We start from the raw sequence: 21,974 nt of genomic DNA, 5'->3' as shown, positions 1-21,974 counted from the left end.
TCATTTCACTTCCAGCTTCACCGGCGTGACCAGCCAGCTCTTCGGATTGACGAGCTTGAAGACGCCCGTGATGTCGACCGTCTTGCCGGCGAGGCTTTCCACGTCGACGCCCGAGAGGACGGCCTTCTTCATCTCGTTGTTGAGCGCCGATCCGGCATCCTGGTATTCGATCTGGTTCCTGAACTGGCCGAATTCGATCGTGCCGGTCGCATCGCGCAGGTCCGTTCCGTTGACGGCCGGGCCGGTCTGCACGCGGACGGTCACCTCGCCCGGCAGGCCGTCGATGGTGACGGTGTGGTAGTTCGACTTGCGCTCGCCGACGGTTGCGGTGAAGGTCACGGGAATGACGGGACCGATGCTCGTCGCCACGCCGTACTTTTCGCCGGCAGCCTTCTTGTCGGCAGCGATCGCGGCCGCGACTTCCACGGCCGGGGCGGCGCGCTCCTCGATGTTCGCCTTCACCTTCGGAAACTCGTCCGCGCCATAGGTCTCGGCCGAAAAGCCCTGCTGCCGGACATCGTTTTCCGATCCGATCCGGACCACGGTCGTATCGAGGGCGATGGCGCCCAGGACGACGACGGCTGCGGCAAGGCCAGCGAGCGTCGCAGGCGAAAACCGGGTCGGTTTGCGAATGGTGACTTCGGTTGGTGTGCTCATTTCAATCGACCTTCACTGGAAATGCTGACGAAGCGGCCGCGCGGTCGGCGATGTCCGACCCGGCAGAGACCGGCCGCCATCGGCGTCCAAGCCGTTCAATCTGTCAGGATGTTCGTCCGATTGCTGCACGTAGAGTGTCCCGGCGGGCGAGAGCCCGTGCGTCGGCGATGATCATTGGGATTGCCTCCTCCTGTGGTTCGGGCGCGCTGTGTCCTCCACTCGCCCGTCTGTCCAAGAGCATTTCTGCCCGCCACTTCGGCGACTTATGATATCAAAATGGTACCAAAGTCGCCAATGATGTTATAATTACCGGGCGCTTTTTACCCCGGTCAAACACTCGTGCGTCTGCCTCCGCATGTGCCCCGTATTGCCGCAGCGCCCAATGGAATGGCTGCGCAACCGAAGATTTTTGCTGCAATGCCGCCCCGCAACCGGTGATCCAGTAATGGCTCGCTGTGTCAGATGCATGTATAAAGCATTGAAAAGCAGAGAAGATATTCCGCCTGAGTGTCCGTCGCTCCCTTCCCATTGGCGCCGCCTTGCCGGCGGGCGAACCGAAATCCAACCGGGCTGTGTCGCCTGGGGCTCTCATTTGATGTGGGCTATCTTATATGAAAAAAATTACGATACCAGCAAAATATTACGTTGATGATGATATGTTTGTGATATAAAACAGTCCCAACGACGAATGTCTGTTCGTATGGCTCCCTCGCTCTTGCCGGGGAGGGTGCGCGGGAAGGGCGTATCGAAGCTGATCGTGCCTTGGTGCCTGCCGTTTGGCGGGCATGAGCGGGCAGGGAGGATTTGACATGTATCTGGCGGGCGCCTTCATGCCCTCGTCCGTCCCGCACGGCGGGAGGGCTGCCCATGGCTGACGACAGCCGGGTGATCATCGGCATCGATGCGGGAACATCGGTCGTCAAGGCCGTTGCGTTCGAGATCGGCGGCCGGCAGCTGGCGTGGGCGTCCGCGCGCAACAACTACGTCATGGCAGAGGACGGGGCGGCCACGCAGTCGCTGGCCCAGACCTGGCAGGATTGCCTGACGGCGCTTCGCGGTCTTGCGGAAAAGCTTCCCGGCCTTGCCCGGCGAACGGCGGCGATCGCGGTGACCGGTCAGGGCGACGGTACCTGGCTCGTCGGCGCCGGCAACGAGCCGGTAGGCGATGCCTGGCTGTGGCTGGATGCCCGCGCGGCGCCGACGGTTCGGCAGCTTGCCGCCGGCGCCATGAACCGGGCGCGCTTCGAGGCCACCGGAACCGGCCTCAATACCTGCCAGCAGGGAACGCAGATGGCGCATATGGATCGGCATGCGCCCGATCTTCTTGGCCGAGCCGAGGTCGCGCTGCACTGCAAGGACTGGCTCTATCTGAACCTGACCGGCGTGCGCGCCACCGATCCCTCCGAGGCGAGCTTCACCTTCGGCAATTTCCGCACCCGCCACTATGACGACACCGTCATCGAGGCGCTCGGCCTTTCCCACCGGCGCGCGCTCCTGCCGGAGATCGTCGAGGGGACGCAGACCACGCATCCCCTGACGCCGGCCGCGGCTGCGGCATCGGGCCTGCTCGCCGGAACGCCGGTGTGCCTCGGCTATGTCGACATGGTGATGACGGCGCTTGGCGCGGGCGTCCGCTCCGGCGGCGAAAACGCCGCCTGTTCGACGATCGGCTCGACCGGGGTCCACACGCGCGCCAAGGCGGTCGCCGACGTCCAGCTCAATGCGGAAGGCACCGGCTATGTCATCGCACTGCCGCTGCCGGGGATCGTCACGCAGGTCCAGACCAACATGAGCGCAACCATCAATATCGACTGGGTGCTGCAGCTTGCTGCCGACCTGATGTCGGAGGGCGGCCGGGAGACGACCCTGTCCGATCTCATTCCCCGCATCGACGGCTGGTTTGCGGCCAGCGCGCCGGGTTCGGTGCTCTATCACCCCTATATCTCCGAAGCCGGGGAGCGCGGCCCCTTCGTCAATGCCGATGCCCGGGCCGGATTCATCGGCCTGTCAACGCGGCACCGGTTCCCGGACCTGGTGCGCGCCGTGGTCGAGGGCCTCGGCCTTGCGACGCGCGATTGCTACGCGGCGATGGGCGATGCGCCGGGCGAACTGCGCCTGACCGGGGGCGCCGCGCGCTCGTCGGCCTTGCGCGGCGTACTTTCAGCCGCGGTCGACGCGCCGCTGCGCGTCTCCGAACGCGAGGAGGCGGGGGCTGCTGGCGTTGCGATGATGGCGGCCGTCGCGATTGGGGCCTACCCCTCGATGGACGACTGCATCGCCGAATGGGTGACGCCGCTTCTCGGCCGACCCGAGCCGCCCGACGCGGAGCAGGCAGACCGCATGGACCGCCTCTACGGCGCCTACCGGCAGGCACGGCTGGGGCTTGTGCCCGTATGGGATACGCTCGCCGGACGCTAGCAGCATCTGCGAACCGTCGCGGGCGGCGGAACGGAACGACACGGGGTGCCGGACGCGCATCCGAAGGAGCAGGAAATGACAGAGAACACCATCTACGACCTGGTCGTCATCGGCGGCGGCATCAACGGTGCCGGGATCGCCCGCGACGCGGCCGGTCGCGGTCTGTCGGTCATCCTCTGCGAGAAGGACGATCTGGCGGAGGGCACGTCTTCGCGCTCCGGCAAGCTGGTCCATGGGGGCTTGCGCTATCTCGAATACTACGAGTTCCGTCTCGTCCGCGAAGCCCTCATCGAGCGCGAGGTGCTGCTGAATTCCGCCAGCCACATCATCTGGCCGATGCGTTTCGTGCTGCCGCACAGTCCCAACGACCGCCCGGCCTGGCTGGTTCGCCTCGGCCTGTTCCTCTACGATCACCTGGGCGGCCGCAAGCGCCTGCCCGGCACGCGCACGCTCGACCTGAGGCGCGATCCGGAAGGCGCGCCGATCCTCGACCAGTACACCAGGGGCTTCGAATATTCGGATTGCTGGGTGGACGATGCGCGCCTGGTGGTGCTCAATGCCCTCGATGCCGCCGAGAAGGGCGCCACCGTCCTGACGCGGACGGCCTGTTTCAGCGCCAAGCGCGACCAGGGCACCTGGATCGTGCAGATGCGCGACCAGACGACCGGCGAGGTCCGAACCGTCCGGGCGAAGGCGGTGATCAATGCGGCCGGCCCCTGGGTCAACGACATCGTCGGGCGCGTGGCCGGCTCCAACAGCCGGCGCAACGTCCGCCTCGTCAAGGGCAGCCACATCATCGTGCCGAAGTTCTGGAGCGGCCAGCAGGCCTATCTCGTCCAGAACCACGACAAGCGGGTGATCTTCATCAACCCCTACGAGGGCGACAAGGCGCTGATCGGCACGACCGACATCCCCTATGACGGCCAGCCGGAAGAGGTGAAGGCGGGCGAGAGCGAGATCGAGTACCTGCTCGCCGCCGTCAACCGCTACTTCAAGGAGAAGCTGCGCCGCTCCGACGTCATCGAAAGCTTTTCGGGCGTTCGCCCGCTCTTCGACGACGGCAAGGGCAACCCGTCCGCCGTCACCCGCGACTATGTCTTCGACCTCGACGAGACCGGCGGCGCGCCGCTGCTCAACGTCTTCGGCGGCAAGATCACGACCTTCCGCAAGCTTTCCGAGCACGCCCTGCAGCGGCTGGCGAAGTTCTTCCCGAAGATGGGCGGAGACTGGACGGCGGGTGCCGCGCTTCCCGGCGGCGAGATCCCGAACGCCGACTACATCGCCTTCGCCGAGACGCTGCGCCAGCGCTATCCGTGGATGCCGCGCGATCTCGTCAACCATTACGGCCGGCTTTACGGTTCGCGCACCGGAAAGGTCGTCGGCGGTGCGACGTCGGTCGCAGGCCTCGGCCGCCATTTCGGCGCCTCCCTCCACGAGGCCGAGGTGCGCTACCTGGTCGAGAACGAATGGGCGCGTCGTGCAGACGATATCCTGGTCCGCCGCACCAAGCAGGGCCTGCACATGAGCGAGCAGCAGAAGGCTGATTTCAGGGCCTGGTTCGAAACCGAGATCGCGCAGGCCGCGTGACGCCCGGGACCGACAGGAGAACGACATGGCCTTGACGCTTTCACTCAATACCAACCCGCTGGTGAACAGGTTTGCCGATCCCGACGACCTGATCGACACGGTTGCGCGCGACCTGAAGATCCGCGACCTGCAACTGACCCATGAGTTCATCAATCCGAGTTGGTCGGCGCCGGTGATCCGCCGCCTGACGCGACAGATGGATGCGGCCCTGCAGCGCACCGGCGTGCGGGTGACCTCCGGCATGACGGGGCCCTATGGCCGGCTGAACCATTTCGGCCACCCGGACCGCGACGTGCGGCGCTACTATGTCGACTGGTTCAAGACCTTCGCCGATATCACCGCCGATCTCGGCGGGACTTCGGTCGGCACGCAGTTCGCGATCTTCACCTACAAGGACTACGACGATCCCGCCCGCCGCGAGGACCTGACCAGGATCGCGATCGACTGCTGGGCGGAAGTGGCCGAGCACGGCAAGGCTGCCGGGCTCTCCTATGTCTTCTGGGAGCCGATGAGCATCGGGCGGGAGTTCGGCGAGACCATTTCCGCCTGCCTCGGCCTCCAGGAAAGACTGACAGCGGCGGACATGGCGATCCCGATGTGGATGATGGCCGACATCGACCACGGCGACGTCACCTCGGACAACCCGGACGACTTCGATCCCTATGCCTGGGCGCGCGCCGTGCCGAAGGTGTCGCCGATCATCCACATCAAGCAGAGCCTGATGGACAAGGGCGGGCATCGTCCCTTCACGGCGGAATTCAATGCCAGGGGCCGCATCCAGCCGGAACCGCTGCTCGCGGCCTTTGCCGAGGGCGGGGCCGCCGACAACGAGATCTGCCTGGAACTGTCGTTCAAGGAGCGCGAGCCGAACGACCGGCAGGTCTTGGAGCAGATCGCCGAGAGCGTGGCGTTCTGGGCGCCCCACATCGATGCCGGTGCAGCCGACCTGAAGGTCTAGACGACGCGCAGAGCCCAAAGCGGCTGCTCGATTTTCGGGTGCAGCGTCGTTTTCAGTCGACGTCCGGGGCCGAACAGTCCTATCAACCGCTTCGACGAAGCGGGAGGCGGGGTGCCGGGCGAAGCCCGGAGGGCACGAAGGAGCATGGATCTGAACGCCATGGAGAAGGAAGCCGGTAGCGACCAATGACGGATGCAGACGAATCACTCGCCGTGCGCGCGGCCTGGCTCCACTACGTGGCCGGGATGACCCAGGCCGAGGTCGCACGCCGGCTAGGGCTGCCGTCGGTCAAGACGCATCGCATGATCGCGCGCGCCGTGGCAGACGGCGTCGTGAAGGTGACGATCGACGGCGACATCGTCGAGTGCGTCGACCTGGAGATGAAGCTCGCCGAACGGTTCGGGCTGGCCTATTGCGAAGTGGCGCCCGATCTCGGCGAGGAGGGCATTCCGCTCAGGGCGCTCGGCCAGGCCGGCGCGGGATTCCTCAAGCGCGAGATCGAGCTGGGCGAAAACAGGGTGATCGGGCTCGGCCACGGGCGCACGCTGTCGGCCGCGGTGCATCACATGCAACGCCTTCATGCCAAGGGCCTGCATTTCGTGTCGCTGCTGGGCGGCCTGACGCGAAACTACACGGCCAATCCCTATGACGTGATGCATCGCATCGCCGAGAAGACCGGGACGCAGGCCTATGTCATGCCGGTGCCGTTCTTCGCCAACACCGCCGACGACCGCGAGGTGCTGCTGGCGCAACGCGGCGTGCGCGAGGTATTCGAGATGGCCAACAACACCGACCTGAAGTTCGTCGGCATGGGAACGGTCGATGCCGAGGCCCAACTCGTGCAGTCGGGCATGATCGAGGCCAGGGAGATCGAGGAGATCGCGGCTGCCGGCGGCGTGGGCGAAATCCTCGGCTACTTCTTCGACGGGCGCGGGCGTATCCTCGACACGACGCTGACCGCCCGCACGCTCGCCGCCTCCTTCCCGCAATCGAAGACGGACCGGCTGGTGGCGCTCGCCGGCGGGCTGGTCAAGGTCAAGGCGATCCGGGCAGTGCTCAACAGCCGCCGCCTGCATGGCCTGATCACGGACGAGCGCACTGCCCGCGCGCTTCTTGAAACGGAATGAACCGCACTTCGGACGGCGCCGGACGCCGCCTCAACATGGGACTTGAAACATGACGACTGCACCGCAATTCTGGATCGGCACCAGCTGGAAAATGAACAAGACGCTTGCCGAAGCGCGGCTCTTCGCAGAGGGCCTGCGCGCCGCCGACGGGGCACGTGATCCGCGGATCCAGCGTTTCGTCATTCCCCCGTTCACCGCGGTGCGTGAAGTCAAGGCGATGCTGGCCGACACCTCGGTCAAGGTCGGTGCGCAGAACATGCATTGGGCGGACCAGGGGGCATGGACCGGCGAGGTCTCGCCGGTGATGCTCAAGGACTGCAATCTCGATATCGTCGAACTCGGCCATTCCGAGCGCCGCGAACATTTCGGCGAGACCGACGAGACGGTGGGGCTCAAGACCGAGGCCGCCGTCCGCCACGGGCTCATTCCGCTGATCTGTATCGGCGAGACGCTGGAGGAGCGCGAGAGCGGCCGGGCCGCCGAGGTTCTCGCGCGGCAGGTGCGGGGCGCGCTTTCGAAGCTGTCGCCGGCGCAGAAGGCGGCCGAAATCCTGCTCGCCTACGAGCCCGTCTGGGCCATCGGCGAAAAGGGCATTCCGGCGACGTCCGACTATGCCGACACGCGCCATGCCGAAATCATCGCCGTTGCCGAGCAGGTGTTGGGCCGCAGGATCCCGTGCCTCTACGGCGGTTCGGTCAACCCGGGCAATTGCGAAGAACTGATCGCCTGCCCACATATCGACGGGCTATTCATCGGGCGCTCCGCCTGGAATGTCGAAGGCTATCTCGACATTCTCGGCAAGTGCGCCGCCAAACTCCAAGGAGAAAAACCATGAAACTTGCAGTAGCCGGAGACAGTGCGGGCGAAGGCCTCGCCAAGGTCCTTGCCGATCATCTGAAGGAGCGCTTCGATGTGCACGAAGTCTCGCGCACGGATGCCGGTCCCGACGCCTTCTATGCCAACCTTTCCGACCGCGTTGCCTCGGGCGTGATCGACGGCACCTATGACAGGGCCATCCTCGTCTGCGGCACTGGAATCGGGGTCTGCATTTCCGCCAACAAGGTTCCGGGCATTCGTGCGGCCCTGACCCATGACACCTATTCGGCGGAACGGGCGGCACTCTCCAACAATGCCCAGATCATCACCATGGGGTCGAGGGTGATCGGCCCGGAACTGGCCAAGGCCATCGCGGATGCCTACCTCGCCCAGACCTTCGACGAGAAGGGGCGCTCGGCCGGCAACGTCGAGGCCATCAACGCGGTCGACGCGAAGTACAACGTCCGCTGACCGGGCCATCGGCGGTGCCGCGCTTGCGCGCCGGCATCGCCGTTTCCTCAAGGAATATCGGACATCCGGCAGCACCCTTGCTGCGACAGCTCAGGCGACGTTGGCCCGGGGGCTTTCTTCTTCCGCAGACGCCTGCTCGGTGTGGCGCTGGAACAGGGCGGCGATCAGGTCGGACTGGGTGACGATGCCGACAACGCGGTTGCGCTCGTTTACGATCGGCATGTGATGGAGACCCATGTCGGCCATGGGCGGCACCAGCTTGGCGATCATCGTCTCGGGAAGCGCAGACTGCACCCGCCGCGTCATGATGTCGGCGACGATGCGCGGCGTCTTCGAACGGCCTCCGAGGACCAGGCGGACCTTGTCGCCGAATCCGAACCGCAGCTGCCCGTTTCGTCCAAGCGCGGAATTGTGCATGAAATCGGTCTGGGTGACGATGCCGACCAGTCCATCCGCTTCCGTCACGACCGGCAGCGCCTTGATCCGGTGCTCGAGCAGAAGACGCCAGGCCTCCCGCAGCGAGGTCTGCGGCGAGACCGTCGCCACGTCGCGGGACATGACCTCGCTGCAGGAGATCTCGCCCGAGCGGCGATGGTAGGCCCTTATCTGCGCCTGGTGCAGAAGCTCGTCCAGCACGTCGGAACTGATGTTGACCACCTCGTCATACTGCGCGAGCACGGCCTGGAGGTCCTCCGGCACGACGCCCAGGCGCTGCGTGGGAAGCGGATCGGCGGTGTGGTGCGGATTGGTGGCGGCTACGGGTGCAAGATGCGGATAGCGCCGCCCGGTCGCGTTGTTGAAGGCAAAGGCCACGAGCAGGATCAGGGCGGAATTGACGCCCACGGGTGTCAGGACGAACCAGTATCCGGCCTCGTGAACTGCCGGGCCGCCGAGAACGGCCGTCAATGCGACGGCACCGCTCGGCGGGTGCAGGCAGCCCATCATCATCATGGTCGCAATGGCGAGCGCCACCGCGACCGCGGCGGCGACGACCGGGTCACCGATCGCCAGTGCGCAGCTCACGCCGATGAAGGCGGCGATCATGTTTCCGCCCATAATCGACCAGGGCTGTGCGAGCGGGCTCGTGGGTGCGGCGAAAAGCAGGACCGCAGACGCCCCCATGGGAGCGATCAGCAAGGGCAGGCTCACGTCGCCGGATCCCACGGCCATCGTGCTGACGAGACCCGTCAGGAGAACGCCCACGAACGCCCCCGCAGACGATCGAAATCGTTCGTGCCGGCTGGTCGGGGCAATATTGGGGATCAGGCGCTTCAGAAAAGCACTGGCCTTGGACATGAATACTCGCAGGAAATGCACATGCGGCAGGGATTTGATCGATCAGATAGCATTTGCCTTTCCCGTGGGCATGCAAAATTGATCCAATTTGGGCAGTAAGTTCGAAAAATATGCAACGCGTCGGGCCGGTTGTGCCTGTTTCTTAGGCGACCGGCGACATAAGGGTCGGCCGCCTCGAGCAGGGCGGACGCGCGACGGCGGAGGGGCGAGCGACGCTTGGCGATAGCGCCGGGCGGCCATCGGTCCGGTCCTCAGTTGATGCGCAACCCTGTGGCATCGAAGAGGTGGGTGCCGGCCGCGTTGCCGCGGACATGGATCCGTTCTCCGACCCTGATCTCGGCTTCCCGCGGAAACTCCACGGTCAACATCCGGCTTTCGCCGATCTCGACATAGCCGTAGGTCTGGCTGCCCAGCCGTTCGACGACGGCGAGATCGCCGGTGAACCAGGCTTCCTCCGGCGGACAGCGAACGAGGTCCTCGGGCCGGATGCCGAGGGTCACGTCGGATGATGCCACCGCCGATTGAATGGGCGACGGCAAGGCAATCTGCCTGCCGGCCACGGTCAGCCTGGCCTCGCCGCCGTCGGTGCCTGTGACCTGCGCAGGCAGCGTGTTCATCGTCGGGCTGCCGATGAAGCGCGCAACGAAGAGGCTCGCCGGCCTATGATAGAGCTCCAGCGGCTTGCCGATCTGCTCGATCCTTCCCGCGTTGAGGACGACGATCCGGTCCGCAAGCGTCATCGCCTCGACTTGGTCATGGGTGACGTAGACGGTCGTCGCCTTCATGCGATTGTGGAGCTTGGCGATTTCGAGGCGCATCTCGACGCGCAGGGCGGCATCGAGGTTGGAAAGCGGTTCGTCGAAGAGGAAGGCGGAGGGTTCGCGGACGATGGCGCGTCCCATCGCCACGCGCTGGCGCTGCCCGCCGGAAAGCTGGGCCGGCCTGCGGTCGAGAAGAGGGGTGATCTTGAGGATGTCCGCTGCTTTCGAGACCCGCTCGTCGATAACCTTCTCGCTGGTGCCGCGCATCTTCAGACCGAAGGCCATGTTCTCGCGCACGCTCATGTGCGGGTAGAGCGCGTAGTCCTGGAAGACCATGGCGATGTCGCGCTCGGAGGGCGGCAGCGCGTTCACGACCTTGCCCCCGATGTCGAGAATGCCGCCGGAGATCTCCTCCAGTCCGGCGACCATGCGCAGCAGCGTCGATTTTCCGCAGCCGGAAGGGCCGACAAGAACCAGGAACTCGCCGCTCTCGATGTCGATGTCGATATCGTGGATGACGGCGAGCGAACCATATGTCTTGCGGATCTTTCTCAAGGCGATTGCGGTCACGGTTTTCTCCTCCGGCAGACATGTTGGCCCTTGACCAACATTATCGATATCAATATCAATAATGATACAAACGTCGGTTGGCAACTCCATGGAAGCTGCGATGTCCTATTTTTCGATAAGGCCGAGTGCCCGGATGAACGTTGCGAAGCCCGCCAAATCGGCGGCGGCCTTCAATGCGCTGAAGCGCGACATCATGCTCGGCGTGCTGCCGGCCGGTGCCGCGCTCACCGAGCTGGAGCTTGCTGCCCATTTCGGCTGCAGCCAGGGCACCGTTCGCGAGGCGCTGCTGCAGTTGCAGGAGGAGGGGCTCGTCCTGCGCCAGGGGCACAAGGGCACGCAGGTCTCCGAATGCACCGAAGACGAGGCCGTGGAGATGTTCCGCGTGCGCCGGCAGATCGAATGCAACGGCGTCCTGCGCGTGGTCCAGGCGCCAAGCCGCACGTTGATCGCCGACCTCAAGGAGTTGTTCGCGGAGATGCTGGACGCAGCACGGCGCGACGACGAGCTTGAAGTTGCCTCCGCGGACCGCGATTTCCATCGCCGGATTTTCCAGGATGCGCGTCTGCCGGCACTCGATCCGATCCTGCATCGCTGCCTCGTCCACAATCACCGTTTCAAGATTTCCCGTAGCACGCTGCCGCGCGACCTGGTTGCGACGGCCCAGCGCCATGCCGTGATCATCGAGGCGATAGAGAGCCGGGACCCGGTGCGCGCCGAGGAGGCGCTGCGCCACCATATCGCTACCATCGTCGATCTCGGCCCCAGCGTCTTCCCGGATCTCGTCCAATGATCGGCCAGGGCGCATTCGACGCGACGCTCTCGCCGGAAATGGCGGCCCTGATGGAGCGGCTGGCCGCTGCCGGTCCCCAACAGGATCCGACGCTGCTGCCGCCGACGGAGGGACGCGCCCTGTCGGAGGAGGGCAACCGTCGCTGGAACAGCGATCTGCCCGCAATGGCCTCTGCAACGGACTGTCGTGTCGAGGCCGACGCTGCCTTGGGGGCGCCCGGCTGCCGGATGCGCGTGCTCGTCCCTGAGGAGCGCGCTGCCGGTGCGATCCTATACGTCCATGGCGGCGGTTTCGCCTTCTGCAGCCCCGAGACGCACGAGCGCTGTGCCCGCTTGCTCGCCGCCGAGGCGGGCCTGCCGGTACTTCTGCCCGACTACAGGCTTGCGCCGGAAAATCCCTACCCGTCCGGTTTGCGGGACGTGGTGGCCTGCCTGCGCGCGGCCTTCACGGCGACGAAGGATGCCGGCGTCGTTCCGGGCCCGCTGATCGTCGCTGGCGATTCCGCCGGGGCGAATCTCGCCCTTGCAGCCCTGCTCCACGAACAGCGCGAGGCCCGGCGAACCCCGGTTGCCGGCGCTCTGCTTTTCTACGGCAACTACGCGATGGACTTTGCGTCGCCGTCCTACTCGGCGTTCGAGAACGGCCCGGGCCTGACGCGCGCCAAGATGCAGCGCTACTGGGCCTGGTATGCGGCGGCCGGAGCCGACATTTCCGGCGATCCGCTTGCCTGTCCGCTCGCTGCGAGCGACGAAGCGCTTGCGGCCCTGCCGCCGCTGCATCTGATGGCGGGAGGGGTCGACCCTCTCTTGTCCGACACGCTGAATCTGCACCAGCGCCTGCAGGCGCTCGGACGGAAGGAGACCGTCACGGTCGTGCCGGGCGTGGTGCATGGATTCCTGCAGAACACGATCGATCTCGCAGCGGCGCGGGAGGCACTTGCCGCTGCCGGGATCACAGCACGGAAGATGGCTGCCGCAACGGTCTAGCCGGCCGGAAATTCAACGGAGGAGACGATGATGAACTTCAAGAAACTCAGTATGGGCGTTGCACTCGCGGCAACGTTGTTGGCGTCCACGGCGTCCGCCGAAACGGTTCGCTTCTGGTATCATTTCGACAACCCGGAAAATCCGATGGCGGACCTCGTCGCCAAGTTCGAGGCGGCCAATCCGGGCATCACGGTCGAGGCGGAAAACGTGCCGTGGAACAGCTACTACGACACGCTCTACACCTCGCTTGTCGGCGGCAATGCGCCGGACGCGGCCATGGTCAAGCTGTTCGCCCAGCCGCGGCTGGCGGAGATGGGTGCGCTGGAACCGCTCGGCGACAAGATCGACGCCTGGCCCGGCAAGGCCGACCTGCTCGACAACCTGCTGGAGCTCAACAAGGGGCCGGACGGCCAGCAGTTCTACCTGCCGATCCAGTATGTGGTGCTCTATCTCTACTACCGCACCGACCTGTTCGAGCAGGCCGGCCTGAAGCCGCCGACCACCTGCGAGGAATTCCGCGACGCTGCGATCAAGCTGACCAAGGCGCCCGAGACCTACGGCTTCGGCCTGCGCGGCGGCAAGGGCGGATGGGACCAGTGGGGCGCATTCGTGCTGTCGCAAGGCGGCGAACTGAAGCCCGGCGGCCTGACCAACGATAAGGCGGTCGCGGCCAACCAGTGGCTGATCGACCTCTTCCAGAAGGACAAGGTCATCCCGCCGTCGGCCCCGAACGATGGCTTCCAGGAAATCACCGGCGCGTTCAAGGCCGGCACCACGGCGATGACCATCCACCACATCGGCTCGTCGAACGACATGGTCAAGGCGCTGGGCGACAAGGTTTCGGCCGTGCCGGTCCCCGAGTGCGGCGGCAACCGCTGGACTTCGTACGGCGACGAGTCGCTGGCGATCTTCTCCGCCTCCGAGGTGAAGGATGCGGCCTGGAAGTGGATCTCGTTCCTGGCCGAAGGCGAGAACAACGTCGCCTTCAACAAGGCGACGGGCCAGATGACCGTGACCAAGAGCGGCTCGGAAAACTGGAACCTGCATGAGCGCCGCTTCGTGGATGCCACCGTGCAGTCGCTGCCGTTTGCCCATGTGCTGCCGCAGACCCCGGCGACGTCGGAATTCGTCAACACCGCATGGCAGGTCGCCATGCAGCAGGCGCTGACGGGGCAGATCACCTCCCAGCAGATGATGGAGCAACTGGAAGGGCTCTTTGCGCAGTAAAAAGGCGCAGCCTCCAGCGCATCCCCCACCCGCAGCGTCAGGGCGGGTGGGGGATCGATGCCAGCCTCGTAAGGCAAGGAACTGAAATCCGATGACCGTGATCACCTCGCCCCCCGTATCTCCCGACATGGTCGCGCGCGCGCCCTGGAGCACGCGGCTGATGCCCTACATGCTACTGGCGCCGGCGGTGCTGGTGACGGTGTTCATTGTGTTCATGCCGATGGTGCAGGCGGTCGTGACCAGTTTCTACGACCTCATCCTGTGGAAGCCGAACGCCAGTCGCTTCGTCGGCTTCGGCAACTATGTGAAGCTGTTCGCCGATCCCGTCTTCTGGACGTCGCTGTGGAACACCGCGATCTGGATCGGCCTGACGGTGCCGCTGCAAATGGGGCTCGGCCTGATCACCGCGCTGCTTCTGAACCGTGAATTTCCCTGGCGCGGCCTTGCACGCGCGCTGATCATCATTCCCTGGGCGCTGCCGAGCGTCGTGATCGCGCTGATGTGGCGCTGGATCTACGACCCGAACACGGGCGTGCTCAACGACATCCTGATCTATCTCTCGATCGTGCAGAGCGCCGTTCCCTGGCTCGCCGATCCGAGCCTCGCCCTCTATGCCGTCATCGCCACGCTGACATGGCAGGGCTTTCCCTTCTTCGCGGTGATGATCCTCGCCGGCCTGCAGGGCATTCCGAGGAGCCAGTATGAGGCCGCCTCGATCGACGGCGCCAGCGCGTGGCGGCAGTTCCTGCACATCACGCTTCCCGGCATTGCGCCGGTGCTCGCGACGGCCGGGCTGCTGCGCGTCATCTGGGTCGCCAATTCCATGGACGTGATCTTCGTCATGACCGGCGGCGGCCCCGGATACTCGACCCACACGCTGCCGCTCTATGCGTTCGTCCGGGCGCGGCAGAACCTCGACTTCGGCTACGGCACCGCGATTGCCGTGACGTTCACCATCCTTCTTGGCGCGATCGTCGCCGTCTATCTGGCCCGCACCATGCGCGAGGTTGAGCGATGAACAAGCCAAGCACCGCACGCCGCATCCTGACGACGGATCTGCCCGTTCTTGCCATCGTGATCTTCGCCATGGCGCCGTTTGCCTGGATGGTCCTGACCTCGCTGACGCCGACGGCGGCCCTGAACGCGACCGGCGTATCGCTCTCGCCCGCCGGCTGGAGCCTCGACAACTACGTCCGCCTGCTGCGCCAGACGTCCTTCCTCGGCAACATGATGGACAGCCTGATCATCGCCGCCGGCACGGTCGTCCTCGGGCTGGTGGTCGCAGTGACCGCGGCCTACGCCTTCTCGCGCTTCCGGTTTGCCGGCCGCAAGCTCTTGATGCTGCAATTCCTGCTGATCAACATGTTCCCGGTCGTGCTTTTGATCCTGCCGCTGTTCGTGCTGATGAAGAATGTCGGTATCCTGGATACGCATTTCGGCCTGATCCTTGCCAACGCCACGGTGGCGATCCCCTTCGCCGTGTGGATGCTGACGAGCTATGTCGGCGCCATCCCGAAGAGCCTCGACGAGGCGGCCATGATCGACGGTTGCTCGCGGCTGAAGGCGCTGTGGCGGGTGGTGCTGCCGCTGACGATGCCCGGCATCATCTCCACCGGGATCTACATCTTCATCACCGCCTGGAACGAATATCTCTACGCGCTTACGCTCGGCGGCCGCAACGTCCGCCCGGTCACCGTCGCGATCCAGACGCTGATCGGCGAATACCAGATCGAGTGGGGGCTTCTCGCTGCCGGCGCCGTCGTCGGCGCCATGCCCGCAACCATCCTTTTCCTTCTCGTCCAGCGCCGCCTGATCGGCGGGCTCACGCAGGGTGCGGTGAAGGGCTGACATTTCCGTTGATCGCAGTTCCGGACGCAAAACCGCACCGCACTTTTGCTGGCACTGCTCTAGAAAGAGGACTGACCATGAACCCCGTCGGGTTGATCTCCATGCAATATGCGCGGCCTTTTACGGCCGAGCACTTCCCGCTGTTTTCGCAGATGCGCGAGCTCGGCTACGACTTCGTGGAACTGCTGGTGCCCGAGCCGGGCGAGCTGGACCTTGAGGATACGAAAAAGGCGCTCGACGATGCCGGTCTCTCCGTCGTGCTCGCCGCCCGCGTCAACCTGCAGCGCAACCTCTCGTCCGACGATGCGACTGCCCACCGCGCCGGCATCGACTACCTGAAATATACGGCGGACTGCGCGGCCGCACTTGGCTGCACCATCGTCGGCGGTCCGCTCACCGGCAACCCGCTGGTGTTCGCCGGCCGGCCGCCGCAGCCGGTTTCCGAAGAAGAACGCCTTGCCCGCAAGGCGCGCTGCGTCGCCGGCCTGAAGGAAGCGGGCGACCATGCGGGCAAGCTCGGCGTGATCCTTGCCGTCGAGCCGCTGAACCGCTTCGAGAGCGACGTGCTCTGCACGACGCAGCAGGCGATCGAGCTTCTGGATGCCGTCGATCATCCCGCCGTCCAGCTGATGCTCGACACCTTCCACATGCACATGGAGGAGGCCTCGATCGCCGAGGCGATCCGCCTCGGCGGCAAGCGCATCGTCCATTTCCAGGCGAACGAAAACCATCGCGGTTTCCCCGGCACGGGTGCGACCGACTGGGTCGCGGTGTTCCGGGCGCTGCACGAGATCGGCTACGAGGGTCCGGTCTCGCTCGAGCCCTTCCGCCGCAACGATGACCGTTTCGGCGTTCCCTTCGCGCAGTGGCGCCCGCCGCACGAGGACGAAAGCGCGCGGCTTTCGGCCTCTGCCGAATTCATCAAGTCCCACATCCTTTTGACGGAATATCGCCGATGACACTGAAGATTGGTTGGATCGGGTGCGGCATCCACGCTACCCAGATGCTCTTGCCCCAGCTCGTTCGCCACGACGTCGAGCTGGTGGCGCTCTGCGACATCGACGGCAAGCGCCTTGCGTCCGCCGGCCGGCAGTTCGGCGTCTCGAAGCTGACGAGCGATGCGGAGGAACTGATCGGCACCCGCGGCATCGACGCGGTCGGCATGGCGGTCGGTCCCGACCAGCATCTCGCCTTCGGCAAGATGGCGCTGGAGCGCGGGCTGCCGGTGTTCATGGAAAAGCCGCCGTCGGGGAGTGCTGCCGGTGCCCGCGAGCTGCTTGCGGCCTCGGAAAGGTCCGGCAAGCCGCTGCTCTTGGGCTTCATGAAGCGCTATTCGGCCGGCAACAAGATCGCAGCCAATATCCTGCGGTCGGGCCGCTTCGGCGACGTGCTGGGCCTGACCGGCTACTACATGACCGCGCCCGGCTATTTCGCAGGCAACGTGGACTATACCGGCTTCTTCCTGCACCATTGCGTCCACTACATGGACCTCGTCTCCTTCCTCGTCTCCCCGGTGACGAAGCTGACGGCGCGGAAGGTGGAGAAGGATCCGGGCAAGGTGCTGTTCCATATCAACTTCGACTTCGAATGCGGCGCGATCGGCACCATCGCCATGGGCACGATCCAGTCGCGCGGCGCGCCGGTGGAGCGCGTCGAGATCATGGGCGATCACCAGCGCATCGAGGTCGACAACGTCATCGAGGTCCGCTGGAACCGCAATCCGCCGTTCAAGGTGGACGATCCGCTGGCGACGCTTTCGGACACGGTCGACAGCCTGACGTGGAAGCCGAACTTCACGGCGGCTGCCAACGAGGACCCGAAAGGCTATTTCTCGCTGCTGGCCGACGTCGTTCCCGCGCTCGGCGGCGCGGAGACCGCGGCCCCCACCATCCATGACGGCGTCGTGGCGATGGAACGGCTGGAAACGCTTCGCCGCGAACTGGCACTCTGAGCGCAACAAGAAAAGGCAGGGCATGAAGACCCCCGTCATCCAGTTCGGCACCAGCCGGTTCCTGCAGGCCCATGCGGACCTGTTTCTGTCCGAGGGAACGCCCGCTGTCGCGATCACGGTCGTGCAGACTTCGGGTGATCCGGCAAGGGCAGGGCGGCTTACCGCCCTGGCTGCGTCGGAGGGTTATCCGGTGCGGATCCGCGGGCGTCAGGACGGCCGCGTGGTCGACGAAGAGCGCCGGGTCACCTCGGTCAGGCGCTGCCTGTCCATGACCGACCAGTATGAGGACGTCCAGCGCGTGTTCGTGGAGGAGGCGGACTACGTCCTCTCCAACACCGGCGACTCCGGATACGAGAGCAAGCCGGAGGACAAGCTTGCCGCCTTCTCGCCGGCGATGAGCTTTCCCGCCAAGCTTTACCATCTCCTCGCTGCCCGCCACGCCGGGGGCGGGCGTCCCCTGACCATCCTGCCGATGGAACTGATTGCCGACAACGGCAAGGTGCTGCGGGGGCTGGTCCTGGCGATCGCCGCGGCCAACAACGCGCCCGCCGGCCTGGTGCGCTATATCGGGGAGGAAACGACCTGGGCGTCGAGCCTCGTAGATCGCATAGTGTCTGCGCCGATCGAGCCGGCGGGTGCGGTGGCCGAACCCTATGCGCTGTGGGCGATCGAGCGGACGCCGGGACTGGTCGTGCCGAGCGCGCACCCCGCGATCCGGCTCGTGGACGATCTGCGGGAGATCGAGACGCTGAAGCTGCACATCCTCAATCTCGGCCATACCGCGCTGGTGGACATGTGGACCCGGCGCGGCGCGCCTGCGCAGGCGATCGTTCGCGAATTCATCGCCGTGCCCGAGGTCGAGGCCGAGCTTGGTGACATCTATCGCAGCGAGGTGCTGCCGGCGTTCGGCGCCCTTGGTCGCGGCGACGAGGCGGCGGCCTATCTTGCGACCACGCTGGAGCGGTTTGCCAATCCCTTCCTCGACCACAAGCTCTCGGACATCGCCCAGAGCCACGCCCAGAAGGTCCAGCGCCGGATCGTCGCCTTCATCGAGCTTGCCCGCGCGGCCGGCTACGAGGGCGACTTCCCGAAGCTTGCGGCGATCGTCGGCCGCGGCGGGGCTGCCTGAACCGTCGCCCGCCGCGGCCCGCTTTACGTTACCGCCAGCCGAGCGCCGGCGCGACATGCTTCAGGATCGCCTCGATGACATGGGCATTGTAGTCGACGCCCAGCTGGTTGGGGACGGTCAGAAGCAGCGTATCGGCTTCGGCCACGGCTTCGTCGGCGGCAAGCTGCTCCACCAGCCGGTCGGGCTCGGCGGCGTAGGAGCGGCCGAAGATCGCTCGCGTGTTCTCGTCGATGTGGCCGATCGAATCCTGCTCCTTGCCGCTCTGCCCGAAATAGGCACGGTCGCGATCGTCGACGAGGGCGAAGATGCTGCGGCTGACCGAGACGCGCGGCGTGCGGGCATGGCCGGCCTCCTTCCACGCCTCGCGATAGGCGCGGATCTGGGCAGCCTGCTGGACGTGGAACGGCTCGCCCGTCTCGTCGTCCTTCAAGGTCGAGCTTTGCAGGTTCATGCCGAGCTTGGCCGCCCAGACGGCCGTGGCGTTCGAGCCCGCACCCCACCAGATCCGCTCGCGCAGGCCTTCCGAATAGGGCTCCAGGCGTAGAAGGCCCGGCGGGTTGGGGAACATCGGGCGCGGGTTTGGCTTTGCGAAGCCGTTGCCCTTCAGCGCTTCGAGCAGCACCTCGGCATGATTGCGGCCCATGTCGGCGTCGGTCGCGCCGTCCTGCGGCTGATAGCCGAAGTATTTCCAGCCATCGATCACCTGCTCGGGCGAGCCGCGGCTGATGCCGAGCTGCAGCCGCCCGCCGGCAATCAGGTCCGCCGCACCCGCGTCCTCCGCCATGTAGAGCGGGTTCTCGTAGCGCATGTCGATGACCGCAGTGCCGATCTCGATCGTCTTCGTCCTGGCGCCCACGGCGGCAAGAAGCGGGAAGGGGGAGGCGAGCTGCCGGGCGAAATGGTGGACGCGGAAATAGGCGCCGTCGGCGCCGAGTTCCTCTGCGGCGACCGCGAGATCGATGGACTGCAGCAGTGCATCGCCCGCCGAGCGGGTCTGTGACTGGGGAGAGGGGGCCCAGTGGCCGAAGGAAAGGAAACCGATTTTCTTCATGATCTTGTCGTCCGGTGCTGCCTCGTCTGCGCCCTTGATGGCACAAGACGGGGCATGGCGACAGCCTTGGAAAACAGAACGCTCTGTTCAGCCAGGCGATACCTTCGGTTGCGACGCCGTCGCACGCGGTGGGAAGGCGCAACCACCGCTGGCCGGACGGTCCTCAACCGCCAAATTTTCCTAATGCGTTCTCCGGTGAACAGGCGCGCGTTAACCATTTGTTAACCGTGAATCGCGTAGGTATCGAGAACGAAAAATTAACGAAGATTTCCAACGTGTTAACAGACGCTCGCTCGATCCGTATCAAGGGCCGGTCCTTCCTGGCGCTCATGCTTTCGCCGGAACTGCCGCTCGCCGAATGGCTGGCACGCCTCGATGACCTCGCCGGTCGTTCGGCGGGCTTCTTCCTGGAGCGGCCGATCATTCTGGACGTTGCCGATCTCGACATCGACCGGCACCAGTTGAAGGCACTGCTGGACGAACTCGCCGGGCGCAACGTGCGCGTCATGGGCATCGAGGGCGGGCGGCCGTCGCTGTTCGAGCCCGGCATGCCCCCGGCGATGCGAGGCGGGCGGCCTGCCCCGGACATCGAGGTCCCGGCGGCCGAACCGGCGACAGTCGAGACCGCAAAGCCGGCCGACGTTCGCCAGGACGTGCAGATCGCAAGGGCGCCGGCATCGATGATCGTCAGGGAGCCTGTGCGTTCCGGCCAGTCGGTGATCTTTCCGGAAGGCGATGTCACCGTGATCGGATCCGTCGCCTCCGGAGCGGAAGTCATCGCCGGCGGGTCGGTGCATATCTACGGCACGCTGCGGGGCAGGGCACTGGCGGGGTCCGTCGGCAATACCGGGGCGCGGATCTTCTGCCGCCGCCTCGAGGCGGAGCTGCTGGCGATCGACGGCGTCTACAAGACCGCCGAGGACTTGGCACCTGCTCTTCGCGGCCAGGCGGTGCAGCTTTGGCTGGAAGGCGATTCGATCATGGCGGAGAGACTAAACTGAGCCGGCTGTCGGCCAGCAACAGGAGCGGGAAGATGGCGAAAGTAGTCGTGGTAACATCGGGCAAGGGCGGCGTCGGCAAGACCACGTCGAGCGCCGCGCTCGGGGCAGCGCTGGCCCAGCGCAACGAGAAGACCGTCGTCGTGGATTTCGACGTCGGCCTGCGCAACCTGGATCTCGTCATGGGCGCCGAACGCAGGGTCGTCTACGACCTCGTCAACGTGATCCAGGGCGATGCGAAACTCACCCAGGCGGTGATCCGCGACAAGCGTCTCGACACGCTCTTCCTGCTGCCCGCCTCGCAGACCCGCGACAAGGACAGCCTGACGCCGGAAGGCGTCGAACGGGTCATTAACGAGCTGAAGCAGCAGTTTGACTGGATCATCTGCGACAGCCCGGCCGGGATCGAGCGAGGCGCGACGCTGGCCATGCGCCACGCCGACGTCGCCGTGGTCGTGACCAATCCGGAAGTCTCGTCGGTCCGCGATTCCGACCGCATCATCGGCCTGCTCGACGCCAAGACGGAGAAGGCCGAGCGCGGCGAGCGGATGGAGAAGCACCTGCTGCTCACCCGCTACGATGCCCTGCGGGCCGAGCGCGGCGACATGCTGAAGGTCGATGACGTCCTGGAGATCCTGTCGATCCCCTTGCTCGGCATCGTTCCCGAAAGCATGGACGTGCTGAAGGCCTCCAACATCGGTGCGCCGGTCACGCTGGCCGACAGCCGCAGCGCACCCGCGCTCGCCTATCTCGACGCGGCCCGCCGACTTGCCGGCGAGACCGTCCCCATGACCATTCCGGGCGAGAAGCGCGGCTTTTTGGGCAAGATTTTCGGACGGAGGGCAGCATGAGCATTTTCAGCCTTTTCCGCAAGCAGACCTCCGCCCCGGTGGCGCGGGAACGCCTGCAGGTGCTTCTGGCTCACGAACGGACGTCTGTCGGACAGCCGGACCTGGTGGCGATCCTCAGGGAGGAAATCCTCGCCGTCATCGCAAAGCATGTCGAGATCGACGACGAACGCGTGAGCGTGAAGATGGACCGCGGCGAGCACGTCACCACGCTCGAGGTCGACGTCGAGATCCCGGTCACCGTGAACGTGCGCGCCGCCTGAAGGCCGGTGCAGCGATCCGCGAGGGAGGCCTCGCGGATCGGGAGCGACCGTTCGGACGACCGGAGACCGTGAAGAACCGACGTTCACAAATCGCTCTTCAAGCTTGAAGCCACCCGGCTACATATCGTGTCAAAGCCGGTTAGCAGTGCGACGTCGCCAGCCAGTTAGAAACGCGACACTGGCTCTGCCGATCAGCGCCCGAGCATGCGGCTGGTCGGGGTT

The 21,974-nt window shown here is 65.5% G+C and carries 21 protein-coding genes; 17 read left to right on the top strand and 4 right to left on the bottom strand.

The window, feature by feature from the left end; all coding sequences use genetic code 11:
• Entirely contained in the window at positions 1-657 is a 657-nt protein-coding gene (locus GGQ64_RS16835; RefSeq protein WP_183806461.1) for a DUF2291 domain-containing protein, read from the bottom strand.
• 867 nt (positions 658-1,524) lie between these two features.
• On the opposite strand from GGQ64_RS16835, the gene GGQ64_RS16830 reads away from it, so the two are divergent.
• From GGQ64_RS16830 to derI, 6 genes are all read left to right on the top strand, one after another.
• Positions 1,525-3,075: an FGGY-family carbohydrate kinase gene (locus tag GGQ64_RS16830; protein WP_183806459.1), complete on the top strand. Its 1,551-nt coding sequence runs from the start codon at positions 1,525-1,527 to the stop codon at positions 3,073-3,075.
• 75 nt (positions 3,076-3,150) lie between these two features.
• Positions 3,151-4,662, top strand: coding sequence for a glycerol-3-phosphate dehydrogenase (locus GGQ64_RS16825; RefSeq protein ID WP_183806457.1), 1,512 nt, complete (start codon positions 3,151-3,153; stop codon positions 4,660-4,662).
• A 25-nt stretch (positions 4,663-4,687) separates the two neighbouring features.
• Positions 4,688-5,620 carry a sugar phosphate isomerase/epimerase family protein gene (locus GGQ64_RS16820; protein WP_183806455.1) on the top strand — a complete coding sequence of 311 codons (933 nt, stop codon included), beginning with the start codon at positions 4,688-4,690 and terminating at the stop codon, positions 5,618-5,620.
• Between the two features lie 185 nt (positions 5,621-5,805).
• Entirely contained in the window at positions 5,806-6,747 is a 942-nt protein-coding gene (locus GGQ64_RS16815) for a sugar-binding transcriptional regulator (RefSeq protein WP_183806453.1), read from the top strand.
• A 49-nt stretch (positions 6,748-6,796) separates the two neighbouring features.
• Entirely contained in the window at positions 6,797-7,582 is a 786-nt protein-coding gene (locus GGQ64_RS16810) for a triose-phosphate isomerase (protein ID WP_183806451.1), read from the top strand.
• The gene (derI, locus tag GGQ64_RS16805; protein ID WP_183806449.1) at positions 7,579-8,034 is read left to right on the top strand and encodes a D-erythrulose-4-phosphate isomerase; all 456 of its coding nucleotides are present in this window, start codon (positions 7,579-7,581) and stop codon (positions 8,032-8,034) included. Before GGQ64_RS16810 ends, derI begins: the two co-directional genes overlap by 4 nt.
• Before the next feature lie 90 nt (positions 8,035-8,124).
• Here the strand turns inward: derI and GGQ64_RS16800 are convergent, their stop codons facing one another.
• Positions 8,125-9,330, bottom strand: a complete 1,206-nt coding sequence (locus tag GGQ64_RS16800; protein ID WP_183806447.1) for an HPP family protein — start codon at positions 9,328-9,330, stop codon at positions 8,125-8,127.
• A gap of 251 nt (positions 9,331-9,581) precedes the next feature.
• Positions 9,582-10,661: a sn-glycerol-3-phosphate ABC transporter ATP-binding protein UgpC gene (locus GGQ64_RS16795; protein WP_183806445.1), complete on the bottom strand. Its 1,080-nt coding sequence runs from the start codon at positions 10,659-10,661 to the stop codon at positions 9,582-9,584.
• A gap of 133 nt (positions 10,662-10,794) precedes the next feature.
• On the opposite strand from GGQ64_RS16795, the gene GGQ64_RS16790 reads away from it, so the two are divergent.
• From GGQ64_RS16790 to GGQ64_RS16755, 8 genes are all read left to right on the top strand, one after another.
• On the top strand, positions 10,795-11,451 hold the full coding sequence (locus GGQ64_RS16790; protein ID WP_246422735.1) for a GntR family transcriptional regulator: 657 nt from the start codon (positions 10,795-10,797) through the stop codon (positions 11,449-11,451).
• Positions 11,448-12,437, top strand: coding sequence for an alpha/beta hydrolase fold domain-containing protein (locus tag GGQ64_RS16785; RefSeq protein WP_183806441.1), 990 nt, complete (start codon positions 11,448-11,450; stop codon positions 12,435-12,437). The genes GGQ64_RS16790 and GGQ64_RS16785 overlap by 4 nt, the downstream gene beginning before the upstream one ends.
• Before the next feature lie 27 nt (positions 12,438-12,464).
• A complete protein-coding gene (locus GGQ64_RS16780) occupies positions 12,465-13,664 on the top strand; it encodes an ABC transporter substrate-binding protein (RefSeq protein WP_183806439.1) in 1,200 nt (399 codons plus the stop codon).
• A 91-nt stretch (positions 13,665-13,755) separates the two neighbouring features.
• The gene (locus tag GGQ64_RS16775) at positions 13,756-14,682 is read left to right on the top strand and encodes a carbohydrate ABC transporter permease (RefSeq protein ID WP_246422733.1); all 927 of its coding nucleotides are present in this window, start codon (positions 13,756-13,758) and stop codon (positions 14,680-14,682) included.
• On the top strand, positions 14,679-15,512 hold the full coding sequence (locus GGQ64_RS16770) for a carbohydrate ABC transporter permease (RefSeq protein WP_183806437.1): 834 nt from the start codon (positions 14,679-14,681) through the stop codon (positions 15,510-15,512). The genes GGQ64_RS16775 and GGQ64_RS16770 overlap by 4 nt, the downstream gene beginning before the upstream one ends.
• A 77-nt stretch (positions 15,513-15,589) precedes the next feature.
• Positions 15,590-16,471 (top strand): sugar phosphate isomerase/epimerase family protein, encoded by an 882-nt coding sequence (locus GGQ64_RS16765; RefSeq protein WP_183806435.1) that lies wholly within the window; start codon positions 15,590-15,592, stop codon positions 16,469-16,471.
• On the top strand, positions 16,468-17,463 hold the full coding sequence (locus tag GGQ64_RS16760) for a Gfo/Idh/MocA family protein (RefSeq protein ID WP_183806433.1): 996 nt from the start codon (positions 16,468-16,470) through the stop codon (positions 17,461-17,463). The genes GGQ64_RS16765 and GGQ64_RS16760 overlap by 4 nt, the downstream gene beginning before the upstream one ends.
• A gap of 22 nt (positions 17,464-17,485) precedes the next feature.
• Positions 17,486-18,592, top strand: a complete 1,107-nt coding sequence (locus GGQ64_RS16755; protein ID WP_183806431.1) for a mannitol dehydrogenase family protein — start codon at positions 17,486-17,488, stop codon at positions 18,590-18,592.
• Between the two features lie 28 nt (positions 18,593-18,620).
• Here GGQ64_RS16755 and GGQ64_RS16750 read toward each other — a convergent pair whose 3' ends face one another.
• Positions 18,621-19,643, bottom strand: coding sequence for an LLM class flavin-dependent oxidoreductase (locus GGQ64_RS16750; RefSeq protein ID WP_183806429.1), 1,023 nt, complete (start codon positions 19,641-19,643; stop codon positions 18,621-18,623).
• A gap of 266 nt (positions 19,644-19,909) precedes the next feature.
• On the opposite strand from GGQ64_RS16750, the gene minC reads away from it, so the two are divergent.
• From minC to minE, 3 genes are read left to right on the top strand one after another with little or no spacing between them, the layout of a single operon-like run.
• Positions 19,910-20,644 (top strand): septum site-determining protein MinC, encoded by a 735-nt coding sequence (gene minC / locus GGQ64_RS16745; RefSeq protein WP_183806835.1) that lies wholly within the window; start codon positions 19,910-19,912, stop codon positions 20,642-20,644.
• Between the two features lie 32 nt (positions 20,645-20,676).
• Positions 20,677-21,492, top strand: a complete 816-nt coding sequence (gene minD, locus GGQ64_RS16740) for a septum site-determining protein MinD (RefSeq protein WP_183806427.1) — start codon at positions 20,677-20,679, stop codon at positions 21,490-21,492.
• Entirely contained in the window at positions 21,489-21,752 is a 264-nt protein-coding gene (gene minE / locus GGQ64_RS16735; RefSeq protein WP_183806425.1) for a cell division topological specificity factor MinE, read from the top strand. The genes minD and minE overlap by 4 nt, the downstream gene beginning before the upstream one ends.
• Positions 21,753-21,974 lie beyond the last annotated feature (222 nt).

The sequence above is a fragment of the Mycoplana azooxidifex genome (assembly GCF_014196765.1).
Classification (GTDB): Bacteria; Pseudomonadota; Alphaproteobacteria; order Rhizobiales; family Rhizobiaceae; genus Mycoplana; species Mycoplana azooxidifex.
The sequence above is the reverse complement of the archived record's forward strand: the minus strand, read 5'-3'. Positions and strand labels throughout refer to the sequence as shown.

What these genes read in the sequence shown, in the direction of transcription:
- minD (WP_183806427.1), top strand. Translation starts at nt 20,677, where the DNA reads ATGGCGAAAGTAGTCGTGGTAACATCGGGCAAGGGCGGCGTCGGCAAG.
- GGQ64_RS16790 (WP_246422735.1), top strand. Translation starts at nt 10,795, where the DNA reads ATGAACGTTGCGAAGCCCGCCAAATCGGCGGCGGCCTTCAATGCGCTG.
- GGQ64_RS16835 (WP_183806461.1), bottom strand. Translation starts at nt 657, where the DNA reads ATGAGCACACCAACCGAAGTCACCATTCGCAAACCGACCCGGTTTTCG.
- GGQ64_RS16830 (WP_183806459.1), top strand. Translation starts at nt 1,525, where the DNA reads ATGGCTGACGACAGCCGGGTGATCATCGGCATCGATGCGGGAACATCG.
- GGQ64_RS16755 (WP_183806431.1), top strand. Translation starts at nt 17,486, where the DNA reads ATGAAGACCCCCGTCATCCAGTTCGGCACCAGCCGGTTCCTGCAGGCC.
- GGQ64_RS16810 (WP_183806451.1), top strand. Translation starts at nt 6,797, where the DNA reads ATGACGACTGCACCGCAATTCTGGATCGGCACCAGCTGGAAAATGAAC.
- GGQ64_RS16815 (WP_183806453.1), top strand. Translation starts at nt 5,806, where the DNA reads ATGACGGATGCAGACGAATCACTCGCCGTGCGCGCGGCCTGGCTCCAC.
- GGQ64_RS16785 (WP_183806441.1), top strand. Translation starts at nt 11,448, where the DNA reads ATGATCGGCCAGGGCGCATTCGACGCGACGCTCTCGCCGGAAATGGCG.
- GGQ64_RS16770 (WP_183806437.1), top strand. Translation starts at nt 14,679, where the DNA reads ATGAACAAGCCAAGCACCGCACGCCGCATCCTGACGACGGATCTGCCC.
- GGQ64_RS16800 (WP_183806447.1), bottom strand. Translation starts at nt 9,330, where the DNA reads ATGTCCAAGGCCAGTGCTTTTCTGAAGCGCCTGATCCCCAATATTGCC.
- minE (WP_183806425.1), top strand. Translation starts at nt 21,489, where the DNA reads ATGAGCATTTTCAGCCTTTTCCGCAAGCAGACCTCCGCCCCGGTGGCG.
- GGQ64_RS16820 (WP_183806455.1), top strand. Translation starts at nt 4,688, where the DNA reads ATGGCCTTGACGCTTTCACTCAATACCAACCCGCTGGTGAACAGGTTT.
- GGQ64_RS16760 (WP_183806433.1), top strand. Translation starts at nt 16,468, where the DNA reads ATGACACTGAAGATTGGTTGGATCGGGTGCGGCATCCACGCTACCCAG.
- derI (WP_183806449.1), top strand. Translation starts at nt 7,579, where the DNA reads ATGAAACTTGCAGTAGCCGGAGACAGTGCGGGCGAAGGCCTCGCCAAG.
- GGQ64_RS16765 (WP_183806435.1), top strand. Translation starts at nt 15,590, where the DNA reads ATGAACCCCGTCGGGTTGATCTCCATGCAATATGCGCGGCCTTTTACG.
- GGQ64_RS16750 (WP_183806429.1), bottom strand. Translation starts at nt 19,643, where the DNA reads ATGAAGAAAATCGGTTTCCTTTCCTTCGGCCACTGGGCCCCCTCTCCC.
- GGQ64_RS16825 (WP_183806457.1), top strand. Translation starts at nt 3,151, where the DNA reads ATGACAGAGAACACCATCTACGACCTGGTCGTCATCGGCGGCGGCATC.
- GGQ64_RS16775 (WP_246422733.1), top strand. Translation starts at nt 13,756, where the DNA reads ATGACCGTGATCACCTCGCCCCCCGTATCTCCCGACATGGTCGCGCGC.
- GGQ64_RS16780 (WP_183806439.1), top strand. Translation starts at nt 12,465, where the DNA reads ATGATGAACTTCAAGAAACTCAGTATGGGCGTTGCACTCGCGGCAACG.